The 25,548-nt window shown below is 65.5% G+C and carries 26 protein-coding genes; 20 read left to right on the forward strand and 6 right to left on the reverse strand.

The features are described 5' to 3' along the window. Positions 1-171: 171 nt before the first annotated feature. The 4 genes from ACWKWX_RS00080 (at position 172) to ACWKWX_RS00095 (ending at position 4,474) form a co-directional block, all read left to right on the forward strand. On the forward strand, positions 172-2,073 hold the full coding sequence (locus ACWKWX_RS00080) for a sigma-54-dependent Fis family transcriptional regulator (protein ID WP_483826769.1): 1,902 nt from the start codon (positions 172-174) through the stop codon (positions 2,071-2,073). Positions 2,074-2,218: 145 nt separating this feature from the next. Then, the gene (gene mpl, locus ACWKWX_RS00085; RefSeq protein ID WP_416427076.1) at positions 2,219-3,568 is read left to right on the forward strand and encodes a UDP-N-acetylmuramate:L-alanyl-gamma-D-glutamyl-meso-diaminopimelate ligase; all 1,350 of its coding nucleotides are present in this window, start codon (positions 2,219-2,221) and stop codon (positions 3,566-3,568) included. Further along, positions 3,565-4,194 (forward strand): flavin prenyltransferase UbiX, encoded by a 630-nt coding sequence (ubiX, locus tag ACWKWX_RS00090; protein WP_416427075.1) that lies wholly within the window; start codon positions 3,565-3,567, stop codon positions 4,192-4,194. The genes mpl and ubiX overlap by 4 nt, the downstream gene beginning before the upstream one ends. Continuing rightward, positions 4,187-4,474: a YceK/YidQ family lipoprotein gene (locus ACWKWX_RS00095; RefSeq protein WP_416427074.1), complete on the forward strand. Its 288-nt coding sequence runs from the start codon at positions 4,187-4,189 to the stop codon at positions 4,472-4,474. Before ubiX ends, ACWKWX_RS00095 begins: the two co-directional genes overlap by 8 nt. Before the next feature lie 160 nt (positions 4,475-4,634). On the opposite strand, the gene ACWKWX_RS00100 is transcribed toward ACWKWX_RS00095, so the two are convergent. The 3 genes from ACWKWX_RS00100 to ACWKWX_RS00110 all read right to left on the reverse strand — a co-directional run bounded on the left by ACWKWX_RS00100 (position 4,635) and on the right by ACWKWX_RS00110 (position 7,580). Then, the gene (locus ACWKWX_RS00100; protein WP_416427073.1) at positions 4,635-5,276 is read right to left on the reverse strand and encodes an oxidoreductase; all 642 of its coding nucleotides are present in this window, start codon (positions 5,274-5,276) and stop codon (positions 4,635-4,637) included. Positions 5,277-5,302: 26 nt separating this feature from the next. Next, on the reverse strand, positions 5,303-7,036 hold the full coding sequence (locus ACWKWX_RS00105; RefSeq protein WP_473004613.1) for a C13 family peptidase: 1,734 nt from the start codon (positions 7,034-7,036) through the stop codon (positions 5,303-5,305). An 88-nt stretch (positions 7,037-7,124) separates the two neighbouring features. Beyond that, positions 7,125-7,580 carry a MaoC family dehydratase gene (locus tag ACWKWX_RS00110; RefSeq protein ID WP_416427071.1) on the reverse strand — a complete coding sequence of 152 codons (456 nt, stop codon included), beginning with the start codon at positions 7,578-7,580 and terminating at the stop codon, positions 7,125-7,127. Between the two features lie 157 nt (positions 7,581-7,737). Between ACWKWX_RS00110 and ACWKWX_RS00115 the strand changes: the two genes are divergently transcribed. The 3 genes from ACWKWX_RS00115 to ACWKWX_RS00125 are packed head-to-tail and all read left to right on the forward strand — an operon-like array spanning position 7,738 to position 9,405. After that, complete coding sequence (locus tag ACWKWX_RS00115; RefSeq protein WP_473004612.1) at positions 7,738-8,091, forward strand: CidA/LrgA family protein; 354 nt, start codon at positions 7,738-7,740, stop codon at positions 8,089-8,091. A 2-nt stretch (positions 8,092-8,093) separates the two neighbouring features. Next, the gene (locus tag ACWKWX_RS00120) at positions 8,094-8,804 is read left to right on the forward strand and encodes an LrgB family protein (protein WP_473006907.1); all 711 of its coding nucleotides are present in this window, start codon (positions 8,094-8,096) and stop codon (positions 8,802-8,804) included. Positions 8,805-8,814: 10 nt separating this feature from the next. Next, a complete protein-coding gene (locus ACWKWX_RS00125; RefSeq protein ID WP_416427069.1) occupies positions 8,815-9,405 on the forward strand; it encodes an LON peptidase substrate-binding domain-containing protein in 591 nt (196 codons plus the stop codon). 106 nt (positions 9,406-9,511) lie between these two features. Here ACWKWX_RS00125 and ACWKWX_RS00130 read toward each other — a convergent pair whose 3' ends face one another. After that, positions 9,512-10,828, reverse strand: a complete 1,317-nt coding sequence (locus ACWKWX_RS00130) for a bifunctional DedA family/phosphatase PAP2 family protein (RefSeq protein WP_483826770.1) — start codon at positions 10,826-10,828, stop codon at positions 9,512-9,514. A 3-nt stretch (positions 10,829-10,831) separates the two neighbouring features. Beyond that, positions 10,832-11,527, reverse strand: coding sequence for a DNA-3-methyladenine glycosylase (locus ACWKWX_RS00135; protein WP_483826771.1), 696 nt, complete (start codon positions 11,525-11,527; stop codon positions 10,832-10,834). Between the two features lie 180 nt (positions 11,528-11,707). Between ACWKWX_RS00135 and ACWKWX_RS00140 the strand changes: the two genes are divergently transcribed. From ACWKWX_RS00140 to ACWKWX_RS00200, 13 genes are all read left to right on the forward strand, one after another. Beyond that, the gene (locus ACWKWX_RS00140) at positions 11,708-12,979 is read left to right on the forward strand and encodes a glutamate-5-semialdehyde dehydrogenase (protein WP_483826772.1); all 1,272 of its coding nucleotides are present in this window, start codon (positions 11,708-11,710) and stop codon (positions 12,977-12,979) included. A 10-nt stretch (positions 12,980-12,989) separates the two neighbouring features. Next, positions 12,990-13,658, forward strand: a complete 669-nt coding sequence (gene nadD, locus ACWKWX_RS00145) for a nicotinate-nucleotide adenylyltransferase (protein WP_416427477.1) — start codon at positions 12,990-12,992, stop codon at positions 13,656-13,658. 16 nt (positions 13,659-13,674) lie between these two features. Further along, the gene (gene rsfS / locus ACWKWX_RS00150) at positions 13,675-14,067 is read left to right on the forward strand and encodes a ribosome silencing factor (protein WP_027981076.1); all 393 of its coding nucleotides are present in this window, start codon (positions 13,675-13,677) and stop codon (positions 14,065-14,067) included. 9 nt (positions 14,068-14,076) lie between these two features. Continuing rightward, a complete protein-coding gene (gene rlmH / locus ACWKWX_RS00155; protein WP_027981077.1) occupies positions 14,077-14,544 on the forward strand; it encodes a 23S rRNA (pseudouridine(1915)-N(3))-methyltransferase RlmH in 468 nt (155 codons plus the stop codon). A gap of 18 nt (positions 14,545-14,562) precedes the next feature. Continuing rightward, a complete protein-coding gene (gene mrdA / locus ACWKWX_RS00160) occupies positions 14,563-16,458 on the forward strand; it encodes a penicillin-binding protein 2 (RefSeq protein ID WP_416427065.1) in 1,896 nt (631 codons plus the stop codon). Between the two features lie 31 nt (positions 16,459-16,489). After that, entirely contained in the window at positions 16,490-17,593 is a 1,104-nt protein-coding gene (gene rodA, locus ACWKWX_RS00165; RefSeq protein ID WP_416427476.1) for a rod shape-determining protein RodA, read from the forward strand. Between the two features lie 17 nt (positions 17,594-17,610). Further along, positions 17,611-18,621, forward strand: a complete 1,011-nt coding sequence (gene mltB / locus ACWKWX_RS00170) for a lytic murein transglycosylase B (protein WP_483826773.1) — start codon at positions 17,611-17,613, stop codon at positions 18,619-18,621. Then, positions 18,621-19,634 carry a septal ring lytic transglycosylase RlpA family protein gene (locus ACWKWX_RS00175; protein ID WP_416427063.1) on the forward strand — a complete coding sequence of 338 codons (1,014 nt, stop codon included), beginning with the start codon at positions 18,621-18,623 and terminating at the stop codon, positions 19,632-19,634. The genes mltB and ACWKWX_RS00175 overlap by 1 nt, the downstream gene beginning before the upstream one ends. Before the next feature lie 175 nt (positions 19,635-19,809). After that, entirely contained in the window at positions 19,810-20,970 is a 1,161-nt protein-coding gene (locus tag ACWKWX_RS00180; RefSeq protein ID WP_416427062.1) for a D-alanyl-D-alanine carboxypeptidase family protein, read from the forward strand. Positions 20,971-21,052: 82 nt separating this feature from the next. Continuing rightward, on the forward strand, positions 21,053-21,328 hold the full coding sequence (locus tag ACWKWX_RS00185) for a DUF493 domain-containing protein (protein ID WP_027981082.1): 276 nt from the start codon (positions 21,053-21,055) through the stop codon (positions 21,326-21,328). Continuing rightward, complete coding sequence (gene lipB, locus ACWKWX_RS00190) at positions 21,328-21,975, forward strand: lipoyl(octanoyl) transferase LipB (protein WP_473004607.1); 648 nt, start codon at positions 21,328-21,330, stop codon at positions 21,973-21,975. The genes ACWKWX_RS00185 and lipB overlap by 1 nt, the downstream gene beginning before the upstream one ends. Positions 21,976-22,015: 40 nt before the next feature. Then, a complete protein-coding gene (gene lipA / locus ACWKWX_RS00195; protein WP_416427474.1) occupies positions 22,016-22,996 on the forward strand; it encodes a lipoyl synthase in 981 nt (326 codons plus the stop codon). A 165-nt stretch (positions 22,997-23,161) separates the two neighbouring features. Continuing rightward, positions 23,162-24,091, forward strand: coding sequence for a S66 peptidase family protein (locus ACWKWX_RS00200; RefSeq protein WP_483826774.1), 930 nt, complete (start codon positions 23,162-23,164; stop codon positions 24,089-24,091). 52 nt (positions 24,092-24,143) lie between these two features. Here the strand turns inward: ACWKWX_RS00200 and ACWKWX_RS00205 are convergent, their stop codons facing one another. Further along, complete coding sequence (locus tag ACWKWX_RS00205) at positions 24,144-25,466, reverse strand: lytic murein transglycosylase (RefSeq protein ID WP_416427059.1); 1,323 nt, start codon at positions 25,464-25,466, stop codon at positions 24,144-24,146. Positions 25,467-25,548: the final 82 nt, after the last annotated feature.

A 25,548-nucleotide genomic window follows, 5' to 3' on the forward strand; every position in this document is an offset into this window, starting at 1 on the left:
CGGCCGCCCTGTGGATAAGTTGTAGCAAGGCTTCGTGGCAACCCCGCGACAGTGGGCGTGACACTTTGTGCCAGGCATGACACAGCCGTGACCCATGGGTCGAAGGTGGCATTGCATTGGGGGGGCGCCTGGAGGATGCTGGAGATCACCTCCACTGGAGAATAATAAAAAGTGCACAGTGATCATCTCAGCCGCCACGCCCGCCAGGTGCTGACCGTCGCCCGGGGCCAGGCACCGTCCGGCAGCCCTGCCAGCGATCCTTCTATCGCCCGCTCCTGGTTGCGTTGCCTGGAGGACTACCACCTGGACCCTTCCGTGGCCATGGCGCCCACGGTGCTGGAGCATGGGCGCATCCTTGAAAGCCGCGAGCGCATGCAGCAGGTGCTGCAGATTGCCGGCGGCGAAATGGCCAATTTGCATCAACAGTTGTCCGGCGCGGGCCACGCGGTGCTGCTCACCGACGCCCGCGGGGTGATCCTCAACTGTGTCACCGCGCCCACCGAACGCAAGGTGTTCGAGCGCGCCGGGCTGTGGCTGGGCGCCGACTGGAGCGAGGCGCGCGAGGGCACCAACGGCATCGGCACCTGCCTGGTGGAGCGCCAGGCCCTGACCATTCACCAGGATGAACACTTCCGCGGCCGCCATACGGGCCTGACCTGCTCGGCCAGCCCGGTGTTCGACCCCAATGGCGAGCTGCTGGCGGTGCTCGACGTGTCTTCGGCGCGGGCCGACGTCTCGCGGCAGAGCCAGTTCCACACCATGACCCTGGTCAACCTCTCGGCGAAGATGATCGAGAGCTGCTATTTCATGCGCCACTTCGAAGACCAGTGGCTGTTGCGCTTCCACTTGCAAGCCGAATCCGTGGGTATGTTCAGTGAAGGCCTGCTGGCCTTCGACGAACAGGGGCGCATCGTGGCCGTCAACCAGAGCGCCCTGAACCTGCTGGGGCGCGGGCGCGGCACCCTGGTGGGGCAGCCCGTGGAGGCGTTCTTCGAATGCGCGCTGGGTGAACTGCTGGGCCGCGCCACCCAGGAGGCCACCGCCAGCTGGCCGCTGCGCAGCCGCGATGGCCGGCCACTGTTTGCCAGCCTGCGCGGCCGGCCGCGGCCGCAGGTGCTGGCCGTGCCGGCGCGGCAACCGGCGGCCCCGGCTGTGGATATCTGCCTGGGCGACGAGCGCCTGCAGCTGGATTTCCGCCGGGCGCTGAAGGTCTTCGAGCGTGACGTGCCACTGATGGTCCATGGCGAAACCGGCTCGGGCAAGGAGGCCTTCGCCAAGGCCGTGCACCAGGCCAGCCGCCGCGCCGACAAGGCCTTCGTCGCCCTCAACTGCGCGTCGCTGCCCGAGAGCCTGATCGAGAGCGAACTGTTCGGCTACCGCGGCGGCAGCTTCACTGGCGCGCGCAAGGAAGGCATGCGCGGCAAGTTGCAGCAGGCCGACGGCGGCACCTTGTTGCTGGATGAGATTGGCGATATGCCCCTGGCCCTGCAAACCCGCCTGCTGCGCGTGCTGGAAGACCGCATGGTGGTGCCGTTGGGTGGCGAGGCCGTGGCAGTGGATGTGCGTATCATCAGCGCCACCCACCGCAACCTGCTGGAGCGGGTGCGCGAGGGCAGTTTCCGCGAAGACCTCTATTACCGCCTGAACGGGTTGGAAATCGACCTGCCGGCCCTGCGCGACCGCACCGACAAACCGGCCCTGCTGGATTTCATCCTGGCCCAGGAGGCTGGTGGCGAACCGATGCGCCTGGCGCTGGAAGCACGGCAGGCGCTGCTGGCCTTCAATTGGCCCGGCAACGTGCGGCAGATGCGCAACGTGTTGCGCACGCTGGTGGCCCTGAGCGAAGGCGGGCAGGTGACCTTCGCCGACCTGCCGGGGTACCTGCGCGACCAGGCGCAGCCCGCACCCTTGCCCGAGCAGCCGTTGGCCGAAGCCGAGCGCACGGCGTTGATCGGCGTGCTGGAACGCCAGCGCTGGCACATGACCCATGTGGCCGAGGAGCTGGGCGTGAGCCGCAACACCTTGTATAGAAAATTGCGCAAACACCGCATCAGCCGCCAGCTGAACGCGTGACCGTGGGAGCTGGCTTGCCAGCGAGTTGTCGGGGCCGCGAAAAACTCGCTGGCAAGCCAGCTCTCACACGGACAGGTGCCGCAATCAGCGCGTGAGATTTTTCCTACCGTGGGCTACCCTGCCTCGATGTTTTACGAGGTCAATCATGCACATTCATATTCTCGGTATCTGCGGCACGTTCATGGGCTCGCTGGCGGTACTCGCCAAGGAATTGGGCCATCACGTCACTGGCTCGGACGCCAACGTCTACCCGCCCATGAGCACGCAACTGCAGGCCCAGGGCATTGAACTGACCCAAGGCTACGACGCCGCCCAGCTGGACCCTGCGCCTGACCTGGTGGTGATCGGCAACGCCCTGTCGCGCGGCAACCCGGCAGTGGAATACGTGCTGAACAAGGGCCTGCCCTACGTGTCGGGCCCGCAATGGCTGGCCGACCACGTGCTGCAGGGCCGCTGGGTACTGGCCGTGGCCGGCACCCACGGCAAGACTACCACCAGCAGCATGCTCGCCTGGGTGCTGGAACACGCCGGCATGGCGCCGGGCTTCCTGATTGGTGGCGTGCCGCAGAACTTTGCGGTGTCGGCACGCCTGGGCGACACGCCGTTCTTCGTGGTCGAGGCCGACGAGTACGACAGCGCCTTCTTCGACAAGCGCTCGAAGTTCGTCCACTACCGCCCGCGCACGGCGATCCTCAACAACCTGGAATTCGACCACGCCGACATCTTCCCCGACCTGCCGGCCATCGAGCGGCAGTTCCACCACCTGGTGCGCACCATTCCCAGCGAAGGCCTGGTGATTCACCCCACCACAGAGCCGGCGTTGCAGCGCGTGATCCAGATGGGCTGTTGGACCCCGGTGCAGACCACTGGCGCTGGCGGCCAATGGCAGGCGCGCCTGTTGAGCGAAGACGGCTCGCGCTTCGAGGTGTTGTTCGATGGCAAGGTAGAAGGCACCGTGGACTGGCCGCTGACCGGCCAGCACAACGTCGCCAACGCCCTGGCTACCCTGGCCGCGGCACGCCACGTTGGCGTGGTGGCGGCCCTGGGCATCGAAGCCCTGAGCGCGTTCAAGAACGTCAAGCGCCGCATGGAAACCGTGGCCCAGGTGCAGGGCGTGACCATCTACGATGACTTCGCCCACCACCCCACGGCTATCGCCACCACCCTGGACGGCCTGCGCAAGCGCATCGGCGATGCACCGCTGATCGCGGTGATCGAGCCGCGCTCCAACTCCATGAAGCTGGGCGCCCACCGCGACGGCCTGCCGGACAGCGTGCGCGATGCCGACCAGGTGATCTGGTACGCACCGCCGAACCTGGGTTGGGACCTGGCCGCCACAGCGGCGCAGTGCCCGGTGCCGGCCATTGTCGCCGACTCGCTGGAGGCGATCATCGCCCGGGTGCAAAGCCAGGCGCAGCCAGGCACCCACGTGGTGATCATGAGTAACGGCGGCTTCGGCGGCCTGCACCTGAAGCTGGCCGAGGCGCTCAAATGAGTGGCCCCGAACGCATCACGCTGGCCATGACTGGCGCCTCGGGCGCCCAGTACGGCCTGCGCCTGCTCGATTGCCTGGTGCGCGAAGACCGCGAGGTGCACTTCCTGATCTCCAAGGCCGCGCAGCTGGTGATGGCCACCGAGACCGACGTGGTGCTGCCGGCCAAGCCCCAGGCCATGCAGGCGTTCCTCACCGAATACACCGGCGCTGCGGCCAACCAGATCCGCGTCTACGGCAAGGAAGACTGGATGTCGCCGGTCGCCTCAGGCTCCGGCGCGCCAGCCGCCATGGTCGTGGTGCCGTGCTCCACGGGCACCCTGTCGGCCATTGCCACCGGCGCTTGCAACAACCTGATCGAGCGTGCCGCCGACGTCACCCTCAAGGAGCGTCGGCAGCTGATCCTGGTGCCGCGCGAGGCGCCGTACTCCACCATTCACCTGGAAAACATGCTCAAGCTGTCGCAGATGGGCGCGGTGATGCTGCCGGCATCGCCCGGTTTCTACCACCAGCCGCAGACCATCGATGACCTGGTGGACTTCGTGGTGGCGCGGGTGCTGAACCTGCTGAACATTCCCCAGGACATGCTGCCGCGCTGGGGCGAGTACCACCTGGGCGGCGATGAATAGATTCCTGCCGTGCCTGCTGGCCGCCCTGCAACTGGGCGGCTGCGCCAGCGTGCGCACCCTGGACGCGGCCAAGCCGGGCGCGCCGGTGGTGTATTCCGGGGCGCGGCTGGATTGGTATGCAATCGAAGGCGGGTGCTGCCCTGTGGATAAGTTTGGCGCCGAGGCGCCGGCCTGGCCGCAGGTTGACCTGCCGTTCAGCACCTTGCTGGATACGCTGCTGTTGCCGTTGTCGGTGCTCAACGTGCTCGGCTTCGGCGTGCAAGCCCAAGGCGGCCTGTAGATTCCGTACCGGTAACTGTCTTGAAATGGCGTCGCCTGCATCGCGACTAAAGTCGGCTCCTACACCGTTCGTGGTAGGAGCCGGCCTTGGCCGCGATGCAGGCGAGGCGATCTTCGCGTAGCAGCTGCCGCAGGCTGCGTCCCGCGCGAAAACGCGGCCCTTACCTGCCCAGACGGCGCAGTTCGTCGGATTCAACCACGCGGATGCCGTCCTGCTCCTCAAGCGCCAGGCGCCACAGCGCCCGCGCCAGCTGGCACGCTTCGATGCCGCGGTATTTGCCCGGAATCAATTTGGCCAGCGGTGCCACCAGCTGCTCGCCCAGGCGAGGCTGCACCCGGGTGCCCAGCAGCAACGAAGGCCGCACGATGGTCAGCTGTGGCCAGTTCATGGCCTTGAGGTCGCGCTCGGTCTCGCCTTTCACGCGGTTGTAGAAGATCTTCGACTTGTCGTCGGCGTCGATGGCGCTGATCACCAGCAGGTGCCGGGCGCCCATCTCCCGGGCGCGGTGGGCGTAGGCCATGACCAGGTCGTGGTCGATCTGGCGGAACGCCTCCTGGGAGCCGGCCTGCTTGATGGTGCTGCCCAGGCAGCAATAGGCCACGTCGACGCGGCCCGCCAGCGCCGGCAGCAGGTCAGTGAACGGCCCTACCGGGTTTTCCAGGTGCGGGTGCTCGGCAAGGGGGCGACGGGTGGGCGCCAGTACGCGGCTCACCGTGGGTTCGTTGAGCAGGCGGTCCAGCAGATGTTCACCCGTGAGACCGGTGGCTCCAGCGAGCATGATGTGCTGCGGCGTCAAATACATGTTGTCTCTCCCCTGTTACAGGAAGTCTAGTGGCTTCCTGCACTTTTCGCCTGGGCCCCACTGCCCAGTGCCGCACTTTGCAGCGCCCGCTTGGCCTGCTGCTGGCGCAGGCGTTGCCAGTGTGCAAGCACGCCCTTGGGGGCCCAGATCTGCGGCTCGGACGCATCGAAGCCGTCCGCCTGTTCACGTTCGGCAACATGCTTGCGGGCAAGTTCGAACGCTTGTTGCAGGTCGTCCGTTTCGTTCAGGGCCTGGGCGAACAGCGCGTCGCCAAAATAGGTGAAGTCCGACTCCTCCGAGCAGCCAAACGACACGCGGTCGGCTCGCGAGGCGGTCATGACCAGCGTGTGGTCGTCCTTGAGCGCCGGCACGAAGCCGCCGGAGTAGCACGCTGAAATCACCACGATCTTGTCGCGGTTCTTCAGCGGCGCCAGCACCGCGGCCAGTTCGTCGGGTGGCAGGTCCGACAGCTGCAGGCGCGGCTGGTCCAGCACCAGCTCATGTTCGTGGGTGCCGTGGCTCGTCAGGTAAATGAACACCAGGTCCTCGGCGCCGCTGCGCTGGGCGATGGTCTGCACCGCGCGGCTGAGAGTCTCGCGGGTGGCCATGGGCCGGTCGCCCAGGTGGTCGCGGTGGTTCACCAGGTTCACCTGGCCCACGGCGCCGAAGCGGCTGGCGAGCATGTGGTTGACGTAGTCGGCCTCGCGCATGAACACGCTCTGCTTGCCATCACCGGCCAGCGTCAGGCTGTACAGCTGGATTTCGCCATTGGTGGAGGCGGGCACGGCGGCCAGCGCCTTGTCCAGCAGCGCGCCCTGGTTCAGCAGGCCCAGTTCGAGGGTGTCGGGCAGCAGCTTGCCCTGGGCGTCGCGTACGCGCTGGCCGTTGGTCCACCAGCCGCTTTCCACCTCGCCGTCCTTGTGGGTGAGGGTGCCCTTGCCGTCGTAGGTGTCGGTGTCGAAGTTGCCCACGTAGCTGCTGCCATCGGCCAGGCTCAGGGTGCCCTGGCCGGCGAAATGCCAGTCCTCGAAACGGCCCTTGAAGTGGCTGCCGTCGCTGCCGAACATTTCGCCCTCACCGCTCAGCGCGCCTTCCTTGAACTCGCCGATCCAGACGTCGCCCTCGGCGCTTTCGTAGCGGCCGCGGCCTTGCAGGCGGTTGTGCTGGAACTCGCCGATGTACTGGTCGCCGTCGGAACTGCTGAAGGTGCCGTGGCCCTCCAGCTCGCCGTTGACGAAATTGCCGGTGAACTGGTTGCCGCTGCCGTCGCTGCGCACGCCTTCGCCGTTGGGTTTGCCTTGGGCGAACACGCCCTGGTAGTCGCTGCCGTCGTCCAGCTCCAGGTGCCCGGCGCCCGAATACTGGTCGGCCTTGAAGCCGCCACGGTAGCTTTGCCCCGGCTCTTTCAGCGTGCCTTCGCCGTCGCGGCGGCCCAGCTTGAAGGTGCCGGTGTAGGTAGTGCCGTTGGCGCTCAGGGTGCCCTGGCCGTCGAACAGGCCCTGCTTGAATTCGCCGCGGTAGAGTTCGCCGTTGCTGCCGTGCCATTCGCCCTGGCCGTGCCACTGGCCGTTGAGGAACGCACCGGTGTACCAGCTGCCGTTGGGGTAGTCGATCCGGCCCTGGCCCTGCAACAGGCCATTGACCACCTCGCCACGGTAGCGGCCGCCATCGGGCAGGCGCGCGTCGGGAGGGGAAAGGGACTCGCCATCGCCACAGGCGGTGATCAATAAGGTCAGGGCGAGGGGAACGAGTGGGCGCATGGCGGGATCCGGGCAAGTAAGGCGCCGAGTATGCCGCACAATGCCCCCGGTGAAACAGCCACCGGCGGCATTGCCCGCTGTCTGGTTATTACACGAAGCAGAGTGATAGCGGTTCGGCGATATACGCCGGCTTCTCCGAACCCTCGATTTCAAGGGTGGCGGTAGCCTTGAGCAGCCATTGGCCGGGCTTTTTCTCGGTGACTTCGGTGAGTTCCACCTTGAGCCGCACGTTGGAGTCGACCTTCACCGGCTGGATGAAGCGCACGCTGTCCAGGCCGTAGTTGACCACCATTTTCAGGCCCTCGGGCACCACCAGCAGGTCTTCCATCAGCTTGGGGATCAGCGACAACGACAGGAAACCGTGGGCAATGGTGCTGCCAAACGGGGTCTTGGCGGCTTTTTCCGGGTCCACGTGAATAAACTGGAAGTCACCGGTGGCCTCGGCAAACAGGTTGATGCGAGCCTGGTCGATCTTCAACCATTGGGAATACCCCAGTTCCTTACCGACGTACTGCTTGAGTTCTGCAACGGGTACAAAGGGCATCTGCACTCTCCTTGTTGATGGCGCGTTGGCATACGCGCGTCTAGATCAGCATGGTCATCCACGCCGGTCAAGCTTCCATGGCCATGGCGAATGGCGGTTTATAGCCGCCAAGCTTGCGTGCTTATAATGGCCCGGCATGCCAGGGGCGGAGAAAAATATGTTGTTACGTGGTTTGACGTGGCTGATCGTTTTCCAATTGCTGGGCACAGCCATCAATCATCTGGTGCTGAGCATGCTGCCGGGGCCGATTATCGGCCTGCTGCTGTTGCTGGCGTTCCTGATGGTGCGCGGCGAGGTGGGCAAGCCTCTGGGCGACGCCTCGTCCAGCCTGCTGCGCTACCTGCCGTTGTTGCTGGTGCCGCCGGCCGTGGGCGTGATGGCCTATGCCAGTGATATTGCTGCCGACTTCTGGGCGATTGCCGGCACCCTGGTGATCTCGGTGCTGGTGTCCATGGCGCTGGCGGGCTGGCTGATGCAGAAAATGCTGGCGCGGCGCGGGGACCACTCATGACCCTGGACTGGCACGGCGCGCTGGCGTCGGTGATTCACCATCCGCTGTTCGGCATCGGCATCACCCTGGGCACCTACCAGCTAGTGCTGGCCGGGTACGAGCGCACCCGCTGGATCTTCCTGCAGCCGGTGCTGGTGTCCATGCTGGTGATCATCGGTATCCTGCTGCTGACTGGCGTCAGCTACGGCGAATACCGCAAGAGCACTGACATTCTCGGCATCCTGCTGGGGCCCGCCACCGTGGCCTTGGCCGTGCCGCTGTACCTGAACCTCAAGCGTATCCGCCAATTGCTGGCGCCCACCTTGGCTACGCTGGTGGTAGGCGGGGTGTTCGCCACCGGCCTGGGGCTGTTGCTGGCCTGGAGCTTCGGCGCCGAGCACATGATTCTGATGACCCTGGCCCCCAAGTCCGTGACCTCGCCCATCGCTATGCTGGTAGCGGAGCAGATTGGTGGCGTGGCAGCGCTGGCGGCAGTGTTCGTGCTGATTACCGGCGTGATCGGCGCGATCTTCGGCCCGGCCATGCTGTCCATGCTCAAGGTACGCAGCCCCGCAGCCCGGGGCATGGCCCTGGGCATGACCGCCCATGCGGTGGGCACTTCGGTGGCCCTGCAGGAAGGCGAGGAGTGCGGGGCCTTCGCTGCGCTGGCGATGAGCCTGATGGGGGTGTCGACCGCGGTGTTCCTGCCGCTGGTCGTCAGCCTGTTCGTTTAAGGAAACCACTATGACCTTGCCGTTATTCCCCCTCAATACCGTGCTGTTCCCCGGCTGCATGCTCGACCTGCAGATATTCGAGGCACGCTACCTGGACATGATCGGCCGCTGCATGAAGCAGGGCGCCGGATTTGGCGTGGTGTGCATCCTGGAAGGCCAGGAAGTCGGCCCGGCGCCCACCGGGCATGCGGTTATCGGCTGCGAGGCGGTGATCCGCGATTTCCAGCAGCAGGACAACGGCCTACTGGGCATTCGCGTGGAGGGCGTGCGCCGCTTCCGCGTGACCGGCACCGAGCTGCAGCGCGACCAGCTGCTGGTGGCGGACGTGGAGTGGTTGCCGGAAAGCGCCGACCAGCCGCTGCAGGAAGAGGACGACGACCTGGTGGCGCTGCTGCATGCCCTGGCCGAGCACCCCATGGTGGCAGCGCTGGACATGGGCAACGAGATCCCCGGGCGCCAGTCGCTGGCGAACCAGTTGGCGTACCTGCTGCCGTTCCCTGAGCTGGACAAGATCGACCTGCTGGCGCTGCAGGAACCTTCCGAACGGCTCGCGGGCATCCAGGTACTGCTCGACGACCTGCAGGGCGAACTGTTCGCCTGACCCCTGTATCAACAACCGTCTTTGTGGGAGCTGGCTTGCCAGCGAGCTTTTAGGGCCTCAACAGCTCGCTGGCAAGCCAGCTCCCACAACAACGTCGTAGCGGCCTTCAATAGGCGTAGCGCAGCAGGGTATGGGAAAACTCCCGCGTGGCGAAATAGGCCAGCACCACCGTTGTGACCGGCATCACCACCCACCACACCCTCGGCGCCATGGCTGGCAACTGCTGGCGCCATTGGCTCAGGGTCAGGCTGGCCGCGCACACGAAGCACGCCAGCAGGGCGCCCGCCAGGATATCCGTGGGCCAATGCGCCCCTAGGTACACCCGTGACAGGGCGATGCTCCCCGCCGGCAGGATGCCCAGCAACAACCAGGTCAGCCGCAGCCTTGGCGGCTGGCCGCGCCCGGCCAGCACGGCCAGGGTCAGGAACAGCGCGAACGCCGCCGAACTGTGGCCGCTGGGCATGCTGTAGGTGCCCAGGGGGTGGGTCATCACGTCCGGGCGCATGCGCGCGAACACGTGCTTCATCAGCCCGTTGCCCAGCGCGGTCCCCAGCAGCGTGCCGACGGCAAACACGGCCGGCCGCCACTGGCGCAGCACCAGCAGCAGGCCGCAGAGCAGCGCCGCCAGCACGAACTGGGTGCGGAAGTCGCCCATCTTGGTCAGCGCCACGGCGATGTCGTCAGCCAGCGCACCGCGGTGTTCCTGCACCAGGGTCATGATGCCCTGGTCGAACTGCACCAGGTGCGGCCAGCCCAGGAACACGCCCGCCAGCAGCACCAGGCACATGGCCGTGACCAGCCGGGTGCCACGGCGGCGCGATTGCCAGGCGGCGCTCACGCTCAGGCCGATCAGGATGGCGAAGCCTGCGGCCAGCACGCCTGCCTGGGGCCAGAAGCCTTCCGGCAGCGGCAGGCGCATGGCGGCACCGGTGGCCCAGCCGGGCATCAGGTACACCACCGACCAGCCGGCACCCGCCAGCAGGCTCACCCCCACGAACCGCACCAGCGGCATGTCGAACATGCCCGCCACCATGGGCAGCATCGGCCGCAGCGGGCCGATGAAGCGCCCCACCAGCAGGCTGGCGATGCCGTAGCGTTGGAAATAGCCTTCGGCGCGGCCGATCCATTCGGGATGGTGGCGCAAGCCAGGCAGGCGCCGGATGTTCTGGTGGAAATGGCGCCCGGTGAAGTAGGACAAACCGTCGCCCAGCAGGCCGCCGATATAGCCCAGCAGCAAGGTCTCGCCCAGCGACAGCGCGCCGCTGCCGGCCAGCACGGCGATGGCGAACAGCAGCACGGTGCCGGGCACGATCAGGCCGACAATCGCCAGGCATTCGGTGCAGGCCACCAGCACAATCGCCAGCCCCAGCCATTGGGGGTGAGCGGACAACCAGGCGGTCAGCCCGTCGAGCCATGGGCCCATGTTTCAGTTTCCTTGCGTGAGGATGGAAAAGTCGCGACCTTCGACTTGACCGCGGCGCAAGGGGTTCCTTGTGCAATGGCGGGCATGCTCGGCGTCCACGAAGCGGTACGGCAGATGTTCGTCGCGCCCGTGGGGGATGCCCAGGCGGGTGGTCTGGATAATTTGTTTCGGGATAATGCCAAGGTCTTCGACAAATAATTGTTCAGGGTCGAAGCGCCGGGCGTCCCAATTGGGCACCTTCAGGCCCAGCGCCTTGCACAGCAGGGTCTGCCCGGCGCACAGGCGCTCCGGCGGGCGGGGGTTGCCGCTGGCGTCGGGGTTGTTCAGCTGCATCTGCGCCAGGGCGTTGGCGTCGGCATGGGCGTCCACCCAGGGGTAGGCGGACTTGATCAGCACCGCGTTGCCGGGACCCTGGGCGCTGAAGTTCAGCGAGTCGCCGCCCCGGGCGTAGTACATGTAGATGTGCCCGCCGTCGAGGAACAGCGCCTTGCGTTTCTCGGTGTAGCCCAGGGAGGCGTGGCTGCCTTTCTCGGCGCAGTAATAGGCCTCGGTCTCGATAATGCGTGCCGACAGCCAGTACGGCCCCTGGCGATGGCGAATCACCTTGCCCAGCAGCTCGCGGGCCAGCACCTGGGCGTCGCGGTCGAAGAAAGTGTCGGGCAGGGGGCGAGCATCGGGCCAGGGCAGGGCAGGCAGCATCGGGCGGTTACCGGAAGATACGAAAGAGCTCGCAAGGATAATATTCATCTGTGGCTTAATCACGGCTGAATCGTTGCCCGTTGTGTGACTGTTTTTGACCATCCGCCTGCCACCGCTGTCGGTGGACCCTCGAGACAGCTATAATCAGCCGCTTTCCTCTTTGCCAAGACCACAGAGACCATGACTGAGTCCGTTCTTGACTACATGACCCGTTTGGGTCGCGCCGCCCGCGACGCCTCCCGCGTGATCGCGCGCGCCAGCACTGCGCAGAAGAACCGCGCCCTGCAGGCTGCCGCCAACGCCCTGGACGCCGCCCGCAGCGAACTCACCGCCGCCAACGAGCAGGACCTGGCCGCTGGCCGGGCCAACGGCCTGGAGCCGGCCATGCTCGAGCGCCTGGCGCTGACCCCTGCGCGCATCGACGGCATGATCGTCGGCCTGCGCCAGGTGGCCAGCCTGCCGGACCCGGTGGGTGCGATCCGCGACATGAGCTATCGGCCGTCGGGTATCCAGGTCGGCAAGATGCGCGTACCCCTGGGCGTGGTGGGCATCATCTACGAGTCGCGCCCCAACGTGACCATCGACGCCGCCAGCCTGTGCCTGAAGTCCGGCAACGCCACCATCCTGCGCGGCGGCTCCGAGGCCATCCATTCCAACCGTGCCATCGCCGCCTGCGTGCAGCGCGGCCTGGCCGAGGCCGGCCTGCCAGCCGCCGTGGTGCAAGTAGTGGAAACCACCGACCGCGAGGCCGTGGGCGCGCTGATCAGCATGCCCGAGTATGTCGACATCATCGTGCCCCGTGGCGGCCGCGGCCTCATCGAGCGCGTCAGCCGCGATGCCAAGGTGCCGGTCATCAAGCACCTGGATGGCATCTGCCATATCTATGTTGCCGCCGACGCCGACCTGGCCAAGGCCCAGCGCATCGCCTTCAACGCCAAGACCTACCGCTACGGTATCTGCGGTGCCATGGAAACCCTGCTGGTGGACGCGGCCGTGGCCGCCGACTTCCTGCCGGCCATGGCTGCCCAGTTCGCCGAGAAGGGCGTGGAACTGCGCGGCTGCGAGCGCACCCGTGACATCATCCAGGCGCTGCCGGCCACCGAGGCCGACTGGCACACCGAATACCTGGCGGCGATCCTGTCGATTCGCGTGGTCGACGGCCTGGACCAGGCCATCGAGCACATCAATCACTACGGTTCGCACCACACCGACTCCATCGCCACCGAGAACCTGGCCGAGGCCCGGCGGTTCACCGCCGAAGTCGATTCCGCCTCGGTGATGATCAACACCCCGACCTGCTTCGCCGACGGCTTCGAGTATGGCCTGGGTGCGGAAATCGGCATTTCCACGGACAAGATCCACGCCCGTGGCCCGGTAGGCCTGGAAGGCCTGACTTGCGAGAAATACATCGTGGTCGGCGACGGCCAGCTGCGCGGCCAGGAGCCGGCCTGACTTGGGCGACCTGAGCCAGCCAGGCAGCAAACCCGCGCCACGCCGTATCGGCGTGCTGGGGGGCACCTTCGACCCGGTGCACATCGGCCACCTGCGCAGCGCGCTGGAAGTGGCCGATGCGCTGCGCCTGGACGAACTGCGCCTGACGCCCAACGCCCGGCCGCCGCACCGCGACACCCCGCAGGTGACGCCGCAGGACCGCCTGGCGATGGTGCAATGCGCGGTGCAGGGCGTGGCGCCGTTGACGGTGGATGCCCGGGAGCTGCAACGGGACAAGCCGTCCTACACCATTGATACGCTGGAGCTGATGCGCGCGGAACTCGCCGCCGATGACCAGCTGTTCCTGCTGCTGGGCTGGGATGCCTTTTGTGGCCTGCCTTCCTGGCACCGCTGGGAAGAACTGCTGCAGCACTGCCATATCCTGGTATTGCAGCGGCCTGACGCCGACAGCGAGCCGCCGGATGCCTTGCGCAACCTGCTGGCCGCGCGGTCGGTCAGCGACCCGCTGGCCCTTGAAGGGCCTGGCGGGAATATTACTTTCGTCTGGCAGACCCCCCTCGCGGTGTCGGCCACCCAGATCCGTCAACTGCTGGCCAGCGGGAAGTCGGTACGTTTCCTGGTGCCTGACGCGGTACTGGCCTACATCGAGGCGCACGGGCTGTACCGTGCGTCCAATTGAACTGAACGAGTTTTATATGACTAAGCAAAAAATCAGCGTATCCGGCGAAGAGCTGGTCGAACTGGCCAAGGCCGCACTGGAAGACGTCAAGGCCCAGGACATCCTGGTCATCGACGTGAAGGACAAGCACAGCCTGACCGACTACATGGTCATCGCCACCGGTACCTCCAGCCGCCAGATCAACGCCATGCTGGACAAGGTTCGCGAGAACGTGAAGGCCAAGGGCGCGCAGCCACTGGGTGAAGAAGGCAAGGGCGAAAGCGACTGGGTGCTGCTGGACCTGGGTGACGTCATCGTGCACATGATGACCGCTGCTGCCCGCCAGTTCTACGACCTGGAACGCCTGTGGCAGGGCGCCGAGCAGAGCCGTGCCGCCAGCGGCGCGCACCACACCCCGGGCAACGAATAAGGCCGGGCCATGCGTCTGCGTCTGATTGCGGTCGGCTCGCGCATGCCGAAGTGGGTGGAAGACGGTTGGCAGGAATACGCCAAGCGTCTGCCGTCCGAGCTTGCCCTCGACCTGGTGGAAATCCCGCTCAACACCCGCGGCAAGAACGCCGACGTGGCGCGCTTCATCCGTCAGGAAGGCGAAGCCATGTTGGCCAAGGTTCAGCCGGGGGAGCGTATCGTCACGCTCGAAGTGCACGGCAAGCCGTGGAGCACCGAGCAGCTGGCGGTAGAGCTGGACAAGTGGCGGCTGGATTCGCGCACCGTCAACTTCATGGTGGGCGGCCCCGAGGGGCTGGCGCCTGAAGTGTGCGCGCGCGCCGACCAGCGCTGGTCGCTGTCGCCCCTGACCTTGCCGCACCCGCTGGTACGCATCCTGATCGGCGAGCAGTTGTATCGCGCCTGGACAGTCCTGTCCGGGCACCCTTACCACAAATAAGCGTACAAGCCGCCTTTCATGTCCCAGCCGATTCGCCTCAAGGATCACGAGAAAGACGCACGCCTGGTGCGTAGCCGCGTCGTGGTCGGCGCAATCGTGGTGATGGTGATGGTGTGTGCGCTGGTGGCTCGCCTGTATTACCTGCAGGTCATCCAGTACGAATATCACTCCACGCTGTCGGAGAACAATCGGGTGCACGTGCAGCCGATTCCGCCGTCGCGCGGGCTGATCTACGACCGTAACGGGGTGATCATCGCCGATAACCGGCCCAGCTTCAGCCTGAGCATGACCCGTGAGCGGGCCGGGGATTGGGCGCAGGTGCTGGACAGCATCGTCCAGATCCTCGACCTGGGCCCTGACGAACGCGCCATGTTCGAAAAGCGCATGAAGCAGGGCCGCCGGCCGTTCGAGCCGGTACCGATACTGTTCGAGCTCAACGAAGAACAGATCGCCCGAATTGCCGTGAACCAGTTCCGCCTGCCTGGGGTGGAAGTGGTCGCGCAGCTGGTGCGCCATTACCCCCAGGGGCCGCATTTCGCCCATTCGGTGGGCTACATGGGGCGCATCAACGAGAAAGAGCTGAAGAGCCTCGACGCCGTGGCCTACAGCGGCACCCACCATATCGGCAAGACCGGCATCGAGCGCTTCTACGAGCCGCAGTTGCACGGCCAGGTGGGTTATGAAGAAGTCGAGACCAACGCCCGTGGCCGCGTGCTGCGGGTGCTCAAGCGCACCGACCCGGTGCCTGGCAAGGACATCGTCCTGAGCCTGGACATCAACCTGCAGGAAGCCGCCGAGGCCGCGCTGGCCGGCCGTCGTGGCGCCATTGTAGCCCTCGACCCGCAGACCGGCGAGGTGCTGGCCATGGTCAGCCAGCCGAGCTTCGACCCCAACCTGTTTGTCACCGGCATCAGCTTCAAGGCCTATGCCGACCTGCGCGACTCCATCGACCGGCCGCTGTTCAACCGCGTGCTGCGCGGCCTGTACCCGCCGGGCTCGACCATCAAGCCGGCGGTGGCCATCGCCGGCCTCGACACTGGTGTGGTGACTGCCAGCACCCGGGTGTTCGACCCCGGCTACTACCAATTGCCCAACTTCGACCACAAGTACCGCAACTGGAACCGCAGCGGCGACGGCTGGGTGGACCTGGACACGGCGATCATGCGGTCCAACGACACCTACTTCTACGACCTGGCGCACAAGATGGGCATCGACCGCCTGTCCAGCTACCTCAACCGTTTCGGCATCGGCCAGAAGGTCGCCCTGGACATGTTCGAGGAGTCCCCGGGCCTGATGCCGTCGCGGGACTGGAAGCGCGCTACCCGGCGCCAGGCATGGTTCCCGGGTGAAACCCTGATCCTGGGGATCGGCCAGGGCTACATGCAGGCCACCCCGCTGCAACTGGCCCAGGCCACCGCGCTGGTGGCCAACAAGGGCAAGTGGAACCGTCCGCACCTGGCGCGCACCATCGAAGGTGAACCGCCGGTGGACGAGAACCCCATGGAAGACATTGTGCTGCGCGACCCCAACGACTGGGACCGCGTCAACCACGGCATGCAGCAAGTGATGCACGGTGCCCGTGGTACCGCCCGCAAGGCGTCGGTCGGCGCCCAATACCGCATTGCCGGCAAGAGCGGCACTGCCCAGGTGGTGGCCATCAAGCAGGGCGAAAAATACGACCGCTCCAAACTTCAGGAACGCCATCGCGACCACGCCCTGTTCGTGGGTTTTGCGCCGGCTGACAATCCCAAAATTGTAGTTGCGGTGATGGTGGAGAACGGCGAGTCCGGTTCCGGCGTCGCGGCGCCCGTGGTGCGCCAGGTGATGGACGCCTGGCTGTTGGGCCCCGATGGCCGGCTCAAGCCCGAGTACGCCAGCAATACCGCAACGGAGATCACCGCACGTGAAGAGTAATTTCGATCGCATGCTCTCCAGCGAGGACGTGATGCGCCGCCGCGCCACCTTGCTGCAGCGCATCCACATCGACGGCCCGCTGTTGATCCTGCTGCTGACCCTGGCGGCCGGCAGCCTGTTCGTGCTGTATTCGGCCAGTGGCAAGAGCTGGGACCTGCTGATCAAGCAGGCCACCTCGTTCGGCATCGGCCTGGTGTCCATGCTGCTGATCGCCCAGCTGGAACCGCGCTTCATGGCCCGCTGGGTGCCGCTGGCCTACTGCCTGGGGGTGATCCTGCTGGTGGCCGTGGACGTCATGGGCCACAACGCCATGGGCGCCACGCGCTGGATCAACATCCCGGGGGTGATCAAGTTCCAGCCCTCGGAATTCATGAAGATCATCATGCCGGCCACCATCGCCTGGTACCTGGCCAAGCGCACGCTGCCGCCCACGCTCAAGCATGTAGGGGCGAGCCTGATGATGATCGGCATCCCGTTCATTCTCATCGTGCGCCAGCCGGACCTGGGCACCTCGCTGCTGATTCTGGCCTCGGGTACATTTGTACTCTTCATGGCCGGCCTGCGCTGGCGCTGGATCATCAGCGTGATCGCCGCGGCGGTGCCGGTGGCGGTGGCGATGTGGTTCTTCATCATGCACGACTACCAGAAGCAGCGGATCCTGACCTTCCTCGACCCCGAGAGCGACCCGCTGGGCACCGGCTGGAACATCATCCAGTCCAAGGCCGCCATCGGTTCGGGCGGGGTGTTCGGCAAGGGCTGGCTGCTGGGCACCCAGTCGCACCTGGACTTCCTGCCCGAAAGCCACACCGACTTCATCATCGCCGTGCTCGGCGAGGAGTTCGGCCTGGTGGGCATCTGCGCCTTGCTGCTGTTGTACCTGGCGCTGATCGGCCGTGGCCTGGTGATTACCGCCCAGGCGCAGACGCTGTTCGGCAAGCTGCTGGCCGGCAGCCTGACCATGACGTTTTTTGTTTACGTTTTCGTCAATATCGGTATGGTCAGCGGCCTATTGCCCGTCGTAGGCGTGCCGCTGCCCTTCATTAGCTACGGCGGAACTTCGCTGGTGACGCTGATGTCAGCGTTTGGGGTTTTGATGTCGATCCATACCCATCGCAAGTGGATCGCGCAGGTTTGATTAAGGTGAAGAATTTCATGCAAGCAGTATGCAACTGGGCCGCTCGGTGCATTCCCTGGGTCGGCCTGGTGGGCATCCTCGGGTCGTCGCAACAGGCGACGGCCGGCGACTACGATGGCACCCCGCAACTGGCCAAGTTCGTTGGCGAGATGACCCGTGACTACGGCTTCGCCGGCGAGCAGGTGATTGGCGTGTTCGAGGAAGTGCAGCGCAAGCAGGCGATCCTCGACGCCATCTCCAAGCCGGCCGAACGGGTGAAACCGTGGAAGGAATACCGCCCGCTGTTCATCACCGACGCGCGCATTGCCCGTGGCGTGGACTTCTGGCGCCAGCACGAGGTAGCGCTCAAGCGTGCCGAACAGGAATACGGCGTGCCGGCGCAGATAATCGTGTCTATTATTGGTGTCGAAACGTTTTTCGGCAGAAATACCGGCAACTACCGGGTGATCGACGCGCTTTCCACCCTGGCGTTCGACTACCCGCCACGGGCCGACTTCTTCCGCAAGGAGCTGCGCGAGTTCCTGCTGCTGTCGCGTGAGCAGCAGGTCGACCCGCTGAGCATCAAGGGGTCGTACGCCGGCGCCATGGGCCTGCCGCAGTTCATGCCCAGCAGTTTCCGCGCCTATGCCGTGGATTTCGACGGCGATGGCCACATCAACATCTGGAGTGACCCCGATGACGCCATCGGCAGTGTCGCCAACTACTTCAAGCAGCACGGCTGGGTGATGGGCCAGCCGGTGGTGAGCCGCGCCTCGGTGCGTGGCCAGCACGTGGACGAAGGCCTGAGCCCGGGCATTGATCCGGTCAAGAACGTTGGACAGTTGCGAGCACTGGGCTGGTCGAGTCATGATGCGCTGCGCGACGATATGCCAGTGACTGCTTTCCGCTTCGACGGTGAGTTCGGTCCGGAATATTGGATGGGGCTTGGCAACTTCTACGCCATCACTCGCTATAATCGCAGCGCCATGTATGCCATGGCCGTCTATCAACTGTCGCAAGCACTGGTTCAAGCACGGGGCGTCAAGTAATGCGGACTACGCCGATTCGCACACCACTGAAGCTGATGGGCTACGCAGCCCTGGCCCTGCTCGTCGTCAGCTGCTCGTCGACCAGCCGTGCCCCGCAAAGCGGCGGTTATACCGTGCGCTCGCAGCCTGGCCTGGACATCAACCGGGCCCACAAGGACGGCGCGCCGTGGTGGGACGTGGACGTCTCGCGCATCCCTGACGCCGTGCCCACGCTGCACAGCGGCCCGTACAAGGCCAACCCCTACACGGTGCTGGGCAAGACCTACTTCCCGCTCAACGATGCCAGCAGCTACGTGGCCACCGGCACGGCCTCCTGGTACGGCACCAAGTTCCATGGCCAGAACACTGCCAACGGCGAGGTCTACGACCTGTACGGCATGAGTGCCGCGCACAAGACCCTGCCGCTGCCCAGCTACGTGCGCGTCACCAACCTGGACAACAACCGCAGCGTGATCCTGCGCGTGAATGACCGCGGGCCGTTCTACTCCGACCGCATCATCGACCTGTCCTACGCCGCCGCCAAGAAGCTGGGCTATGCCGAGATCGGCACCGCGCGCGTGAAGGTCGAAGGTATCGACCCGGCCCAGTACTGGGCCCAGCGCGGCCGCCCGGCGCCGCTGATGCTTGACCAGCCGCAGGTGGCGCAGGTGCCGCAGAAGCCGGCCATCACCGCGTCGGCCGGCACCATCGAGCAATGGACGCCGCCGCCACAACAGCATGCCGCCGCCGTCCTGCCCGCGCAGATCGACGCAAAAAAAAACGCTTCTGTTCCAGTCTCTGGCCAGTTTCTCCAGGTGGGAGCGTTCGCCAATCCGGACGCTGCGGAGCTGCTGAGGTCGAAGCTGAGTTCGATGGTGCGAGCCCCGGTGTTCGTCAGCTCGATCGTGCGCAACCAGCAGACACTGTATCGAGTGCGGATGGGGCCGATCGGCACGCCGGGTGAGGTGCAGCAGACCCAGGACAGCGTGCGCCTGGCCAACCTGGGTTCGCCTAGCGTGGTCACCGCCGAATGACTTTTCCGGCCTGGCAACAGGCCGGACCACGGCTGGCGCCTGTCCTTGGGGGCGGGTGCCAGCCGTTTGATTAACGGCCCGCAGAACGGCTGAGCAATAAATGGGGTCATAGGCCCCGACACAAAACAGATTTTGCCCGAGAGGGCATGTGCCCATTAGCAATTTCGAGAGACGGATGAACATCACCACCTTTGCCAAACGCCTGTGCCTGCCTGTACTGCTGCTGATCGCCCCAGTTGCCATGTCGGCCGAGCAAATGACGCCTGCGGCGCCGCAACTGGCTGCCAAGGCCTACGTACTGATGGAAGCGTCCAGCGGGCAAGTCCTGGTGGATAGCAACGGCGACCAGCGTCTGCCGCCAGCCAGCCTGACCAAACTGATGAGCGCCTACATCGCCACCCTGGAGATCAAGCGCGGCCAGATCGGTGAGAACGATCCGGTGACCGTCAGCGAGAACGCCTGGCGCACCGGTGGTTCGCGGATGTTCCTGAAAGTCGGCTCGCAAGTGTCGGTCAGCGACCTGCTGCACGGCATCATCATCCAGTCGGGCAACGACGCCACCGTGGCCCTGTCCGAGCACATCGCCGGCAGCGAAGACGCCTTCGCCGACATGATGAACAAGACCGCCGGCGACCTGGGCATGGAGAACAGCCACTTCATGAACCCTACCGGGCTGCCGAACCCGGATCACTACTCCACCCCGCACGACATCGCCAAGCTGGCCCGCGCGATCATCAACATCGACCCGGCCCACTACGCGATCTATTCGCAGAAAGAGTTCTTCTGGAACAACATCAAGCAGCCTAACCGCAACCTGCTGCTGTGGCGCGACAAGACCGTCGACGGTCTGAAAACCGGCCACACCGAAGAAGCCGGCTACTGCATGGCGGCCTCGGCCGTACGTGATGGCATGCGCCTGATCGCGGTCGTGTTCGGTACCACCAGCGAAGCGGCCCGTGCTGCCGAAACCCAGAAGCTGCTGACCTACGGTTTCCGTTTCTTCGAAACCCAGACCTTCTACCAGAAGGGCACCGAGCTGGCTAAAGCCCCGGTATGGAAAGGTGCTACCCACGAAGTGCGTGCGGGCCTTGCCGACGACCTGACCATGACCCTGCCAAAAGGCCAGCTGAAAGGCCTGACCGCCACCATGACCATGAAGCCACAGCTGACCGCGCCTATCGCCAAAGGTGACGTGATCGGTAAAGTGGAAGTCAAAAACGGTGACCAGGTGGTCCACAGCGCCGACCTGATCGCCCTCGACGCGGTCGAGGAAGGTGGCTTCATCCGCCGCATGTGGGATAGCATTCGTCTATTCTTCTACGGCTTGTTCAACTGATTACGTGAACAGCATGCCCCCTGGCTGCGCCGTGCGGCCAGGGGGTTTGTCCGTCTTCACGGCTTAAGAGGCCGTTACTGCTATGACAGACACAGAAGTCAAGGCTCCTAAAATCGAATTCCCTTGCGCCGATTATCCGATCAAAGTAATCGGTGACACCGGCGCGGGCTTCAAAGACAAAGTCATCGAAATTGTCACGCGTCACGCCGACATCGAGCATGACAAGACCGCCGAACGCCAGAGCAGCAATGGCAAGTACACCACGCTGCAGCTGCACATCCTGGCCACCGGGCAAGACCAGCTCTACAACATCAACAGCGAACTGCGTGCCACCGGCGTAGTTAAAATGGTGCTCTGATGTCGCGGTGCCTGGGCTTTCGCGAACTGGGCCTTGTGGCCTACGAGCCGGTCTGGCACGCGATGCAACGTTTTACCGACCAGCGCACCCCGGCCACCGGGGACGAGGTCTGGCTGGTGCAGCACCCCGCGGTGTTCACCCAGGGCCAGGCGGGCAAGGCCGAGCACCTGCTGGTGCCCGGCGACATCCCGGTGGTGCAGGTGGACCGTGGCGGCCAGGTGACCTACCACGGCCCCGGCCAGTTGGTGGCGTACCTGCTGCTGGACGTGCGACGGCTGGGCTATGGCGTGCGTGACCTGGTCACGCGCATCGAGCAGACCCTCGTCGCGCTGCTGGACGAGTATGGTGTACCGGCGGCGGCCAAGGCCGATGCCCCCGGTGTGTATGTCCAGGGTGCGAAGATCGCCTCGCTGGGCCTGCGGATCCGCAACGGGTGTTCCTTTCATGGCCTGGCCTTGAACGTGGACATGGACCTGGCGCCGTTCCGCCGTATCAACCCCTGCGGATATGCCGGGCTGGCGATGACCCAGTTGTGCGATCATGCAGGCCAGATTGAATATGCCGAGGTTGGTGCCCGGCTGCGCGCGCAGCTCGTCAAGCACCTCGACTACGCTGAGCAGACGACCCTGACGGGCGGAATCGATTGATATGACTACCGCGCAAGACACAGCTGAATCCGTGCAATCCATGATCCCGGTGACCAACGTGACCCCGCCCCGGCCAAAAGTCGAGGCCGGCGTGAAGCTGCGTGGTGCCGAGAAGGTCGCGCGTATTCCGGTGAAGATCATCCCTACCGAAGAACTGCCGAAGAAGCCTGACTGGATCCGCGTGCGCATCCCGGTTTCGCCGGAAGTCGACCGCATCAAGCAGCTGCTGCGCAAGCACAAGCTGCACAGCGTGTGCGAGGAAGCGTCCTGCCCGAACCTGGGCGAGTGCTTCTCCGGTGGTACCGCTACCTTCATGATCATGGGTGACATCTGCACCCGTCGCTGCCCGTTCTGCGACGTCGGCCACGGCCGTCCGAAAGCCCTGGATGCCGACGAGCCGATGAACCTGGCCGTGGCCATCGCCGACCTGCGCCTGAAGTACGTGGTCATTACCTCGGTGGACCGCGACGACCTGCGCGACGGCGGTGCCCAGCACTTCGCCGACTGCCTGCGGGAGATCCGCAAGCTGTCGCCGGGCGTGCAGCTGGAAACCCTGGTGCCGGACTACCGCGGCCGCATGGACGTGGCGCTGGCCATCACCGCCGCCGAGCCGCCGGATGTGTTCAACCACAACCTGGAAACCGTGCCGCGCCTGTACAAGGCCGCGCGCCCGGGTTCGGACTACCAGTGGTCGCTGACCCTGCTGCAGAAGTTCAAGGAACTGGTGCCGCATGTGCCGACCAAGTCCGGCCTGATGCTGGGCCTGGGCGAGACCGACGAGGAAGTGATCGAGGTGATGCATCGCATGCGCGAGCACAACATCGACATGCTCACCCTGGGCCAGTACCTGCAACCATCGCGCAGCCACTTGCCGGTGCAGCGTTTCGTGCACCCGGACACCTTCGCCTGGTTCGCCGAGGAAGGCTACAAGATGGGCTTCAAGAACGTCGCCTCCGGCCCGCTGGTACGTTCCTCGTACCACGCCGACCAGCAGGCGCACGAGGCCAAGATCAAGCTCTGATCGACGCCTGAAGCACCCGTGCCGGCCGGCAGTTCACCGAACTGCGGCCGGCATTGTTGTTCATGGGCCATGACATTGGGATACAGGGGGTTACACGGCTATGCTGTTCTGTCACCGGGAACGCTCTAAAGTAGGCGCTTTCGATCCACGCAAGGAGCCCATCGAATGACACACCAAGCCGCTGCCACCCTGCCGCGCAGGGTACCCACCGAGGCGCAGATCGCCCTGATCGCGCCCGCCGGCCCCAAGGATTTCAGTGTCGAGGCCGCCGAACGCTGGGTCACCAGCCGAGGCCACCGGCTCAAGGTCTACCCTGGCGTGCTGCAGCACCAGGGCTACCTGGCCGGCAGCGACCAGGCGCGCGTGCAGGACCTGCACGACGCCTTCGCCGACCCCGAGAACGACGCGATCATCTGCCTGCGCGGTGGCTACGGCACCCCGCGGCTGCTGGAGCACATCGACTACGAGTTGATCGCCCGCCACGCCAAGCCTTTCATCGGCTACAGCGACATCACCGCCTTGCACTTGGCGTTCGCCCGGCACTGCAACTTCGTCACCTTCCACGGCCCCATGCTTACCTCGGACCTGCTGGCCAACCGCCAGGCGCCCACCGAGGACTCGCTGCGCCGCCTGCTGCGCGGCCAGCTGCGCGCCGGTGACCTGCTGGCGCACCCGGTGGCCCACCCGCTGACCTGCATCGAGCATGGCGTGGCCAGCGGGCGCCTGACCGGCGGCAACCTGTCGATGATCTGTGCCACCCTGGCCACCGACTACGAAATCGACCTGAACGGCGCCATCCTCTTCATCGAGGACGTTGGCGAGCCCCTGTACAGGGTTGACCGGCTGCTCACGCACTTGCGCCTTGCTGGGCGTTTCAAGGGCCTTCGCGGGGTATTGGTGGGCGACTTCTCGGGGCTGGACGTGCCGCGGCTGACGCCGTTGCTCAAGGAGGTGTTCGAGCCGATGGGCATCCCGGTGCTGGCGGGTTGGCGCAGTGGCCATTGCGACCCGAACCTGACCTTGCCGCTAGGCGCCCAGGTGCGCCTGGACGCGGGCCAGAAGACCCTGATGCTGGAGCAGGATGTGGTGCGGTAGTGGCTGGACCACACCCCTCTCGTAGCAGCGGCCGCCAGGCCGCGTCCAGGGCTTACTGACCCCGCAAACTATCCAGCAGCTTGTGGTTGGCATACCCATCCGCCGGCCAGCCCAGCGCCTGCTGCGCCTGGCGGATCGACTTGCGGGTGTTGGCGCCGATGATGCCGTCCGGCGTGCCGGCGTCATACCCCTTCGCGGTCAGCAGCGTCTGCAGCTCGATACGCTCGGTGCGGCTCAACGGCAGGTCATCGCGCGGCCATTCGCCGGTCACGTAGCCACCGCCATCGAAACGCTGGGACAGCAGGCTCACCGCCAGCGCGTACGACGACGAGTTGTTGTACTTGAGGATGGCGCGGAAGTTGTCCAGCACCAGGAACGCCGGGCCACGGTAGCCCGCCGGCAACAGCAGCGACGCCGACAGTTGCTCGCTGCCGGTGGGCAGGCGGGTGCCCGGCGTGACCTTCACGCCCATCTGTAGCCATTCGCCCACCGGCTTGCGCAGCGTACCGTCGGCCTGGGCGTAGTCGAAGCCTGGCGCCAGTTGCACTTCAAAGCCCCACGGCTGGCCACGCTGCCAGCCGGAGCTTTGCAGGTAGTGGGCGGTGGAGGCGAGGGCGTCCGGCGCGCTGTTCCAGATATCCCGGCGGCCATCGCCGTCGAAGTCCACCGCGTGGGTGTTGTAGGTGGACGGGATGAATTGGGTCTGGCCCATGGCGCCGGACCAGGAGCCCAGCATCGCCTCTGGTTGAATATCACCGTTCTGCAGGATCTGCAGCGCGGCAATCAACTGGTCCTGGGCGAAGCTCTGGCGGCGGCCTTCGTAGGCCAGGGTCGCCAGGGAGCGGATCACTGACTTGTCACCCTGGAACTGGCCGAAGCTGCTCTCCATGCCCCACACCGCCACCAGCGCCTGGCGGTCCACGCCATAGCGCTGCTCGATGCGTTGCAGCACGTCGCCGTACTGGCTCATCAACGCCTGGCCCTTGCGCACGCGCACCGGCGAGATGGCACCATCCAGGTATTCCCACACCGGCCGGGTGAACTCCGGCTGGCTGCGGTCGGCCTTGACCACGCTCGGGTCCGGGGTAACACCGGCGAAGGCGCGGTCGAACACATCCGGACGAATGCCAGCCTGCAGGGCCTGCTGGCGGAAACCGTCTTCCCACTGGGTGAAGGTTTCGCTGGGCAACACCACGCCATCGGCATCCACCGGCGCGGCCGTGGTCAACGGGGCCTGTGGCGAGCTTTTCTGGGCAGGGACGGGCAGGGCATCGGCGGCGACGGTCGGCTTTTCAGCGCAAGCGCCCAGCAGAACGAGAACGGAAGCAGCGAGCAGGTGACGCATGTGCACACGCTGGGGACGACGAAGAGGCATTCACAGGTCCAGGTATTTCGGGTTCAGGTGTGGACCATAACATGAGAGCAGGGGGGGAGGGGTAGCGCGGGGCAACGTTCGG

This window comes from Pseudomonas imperatae, assembly GCF_057128625.1.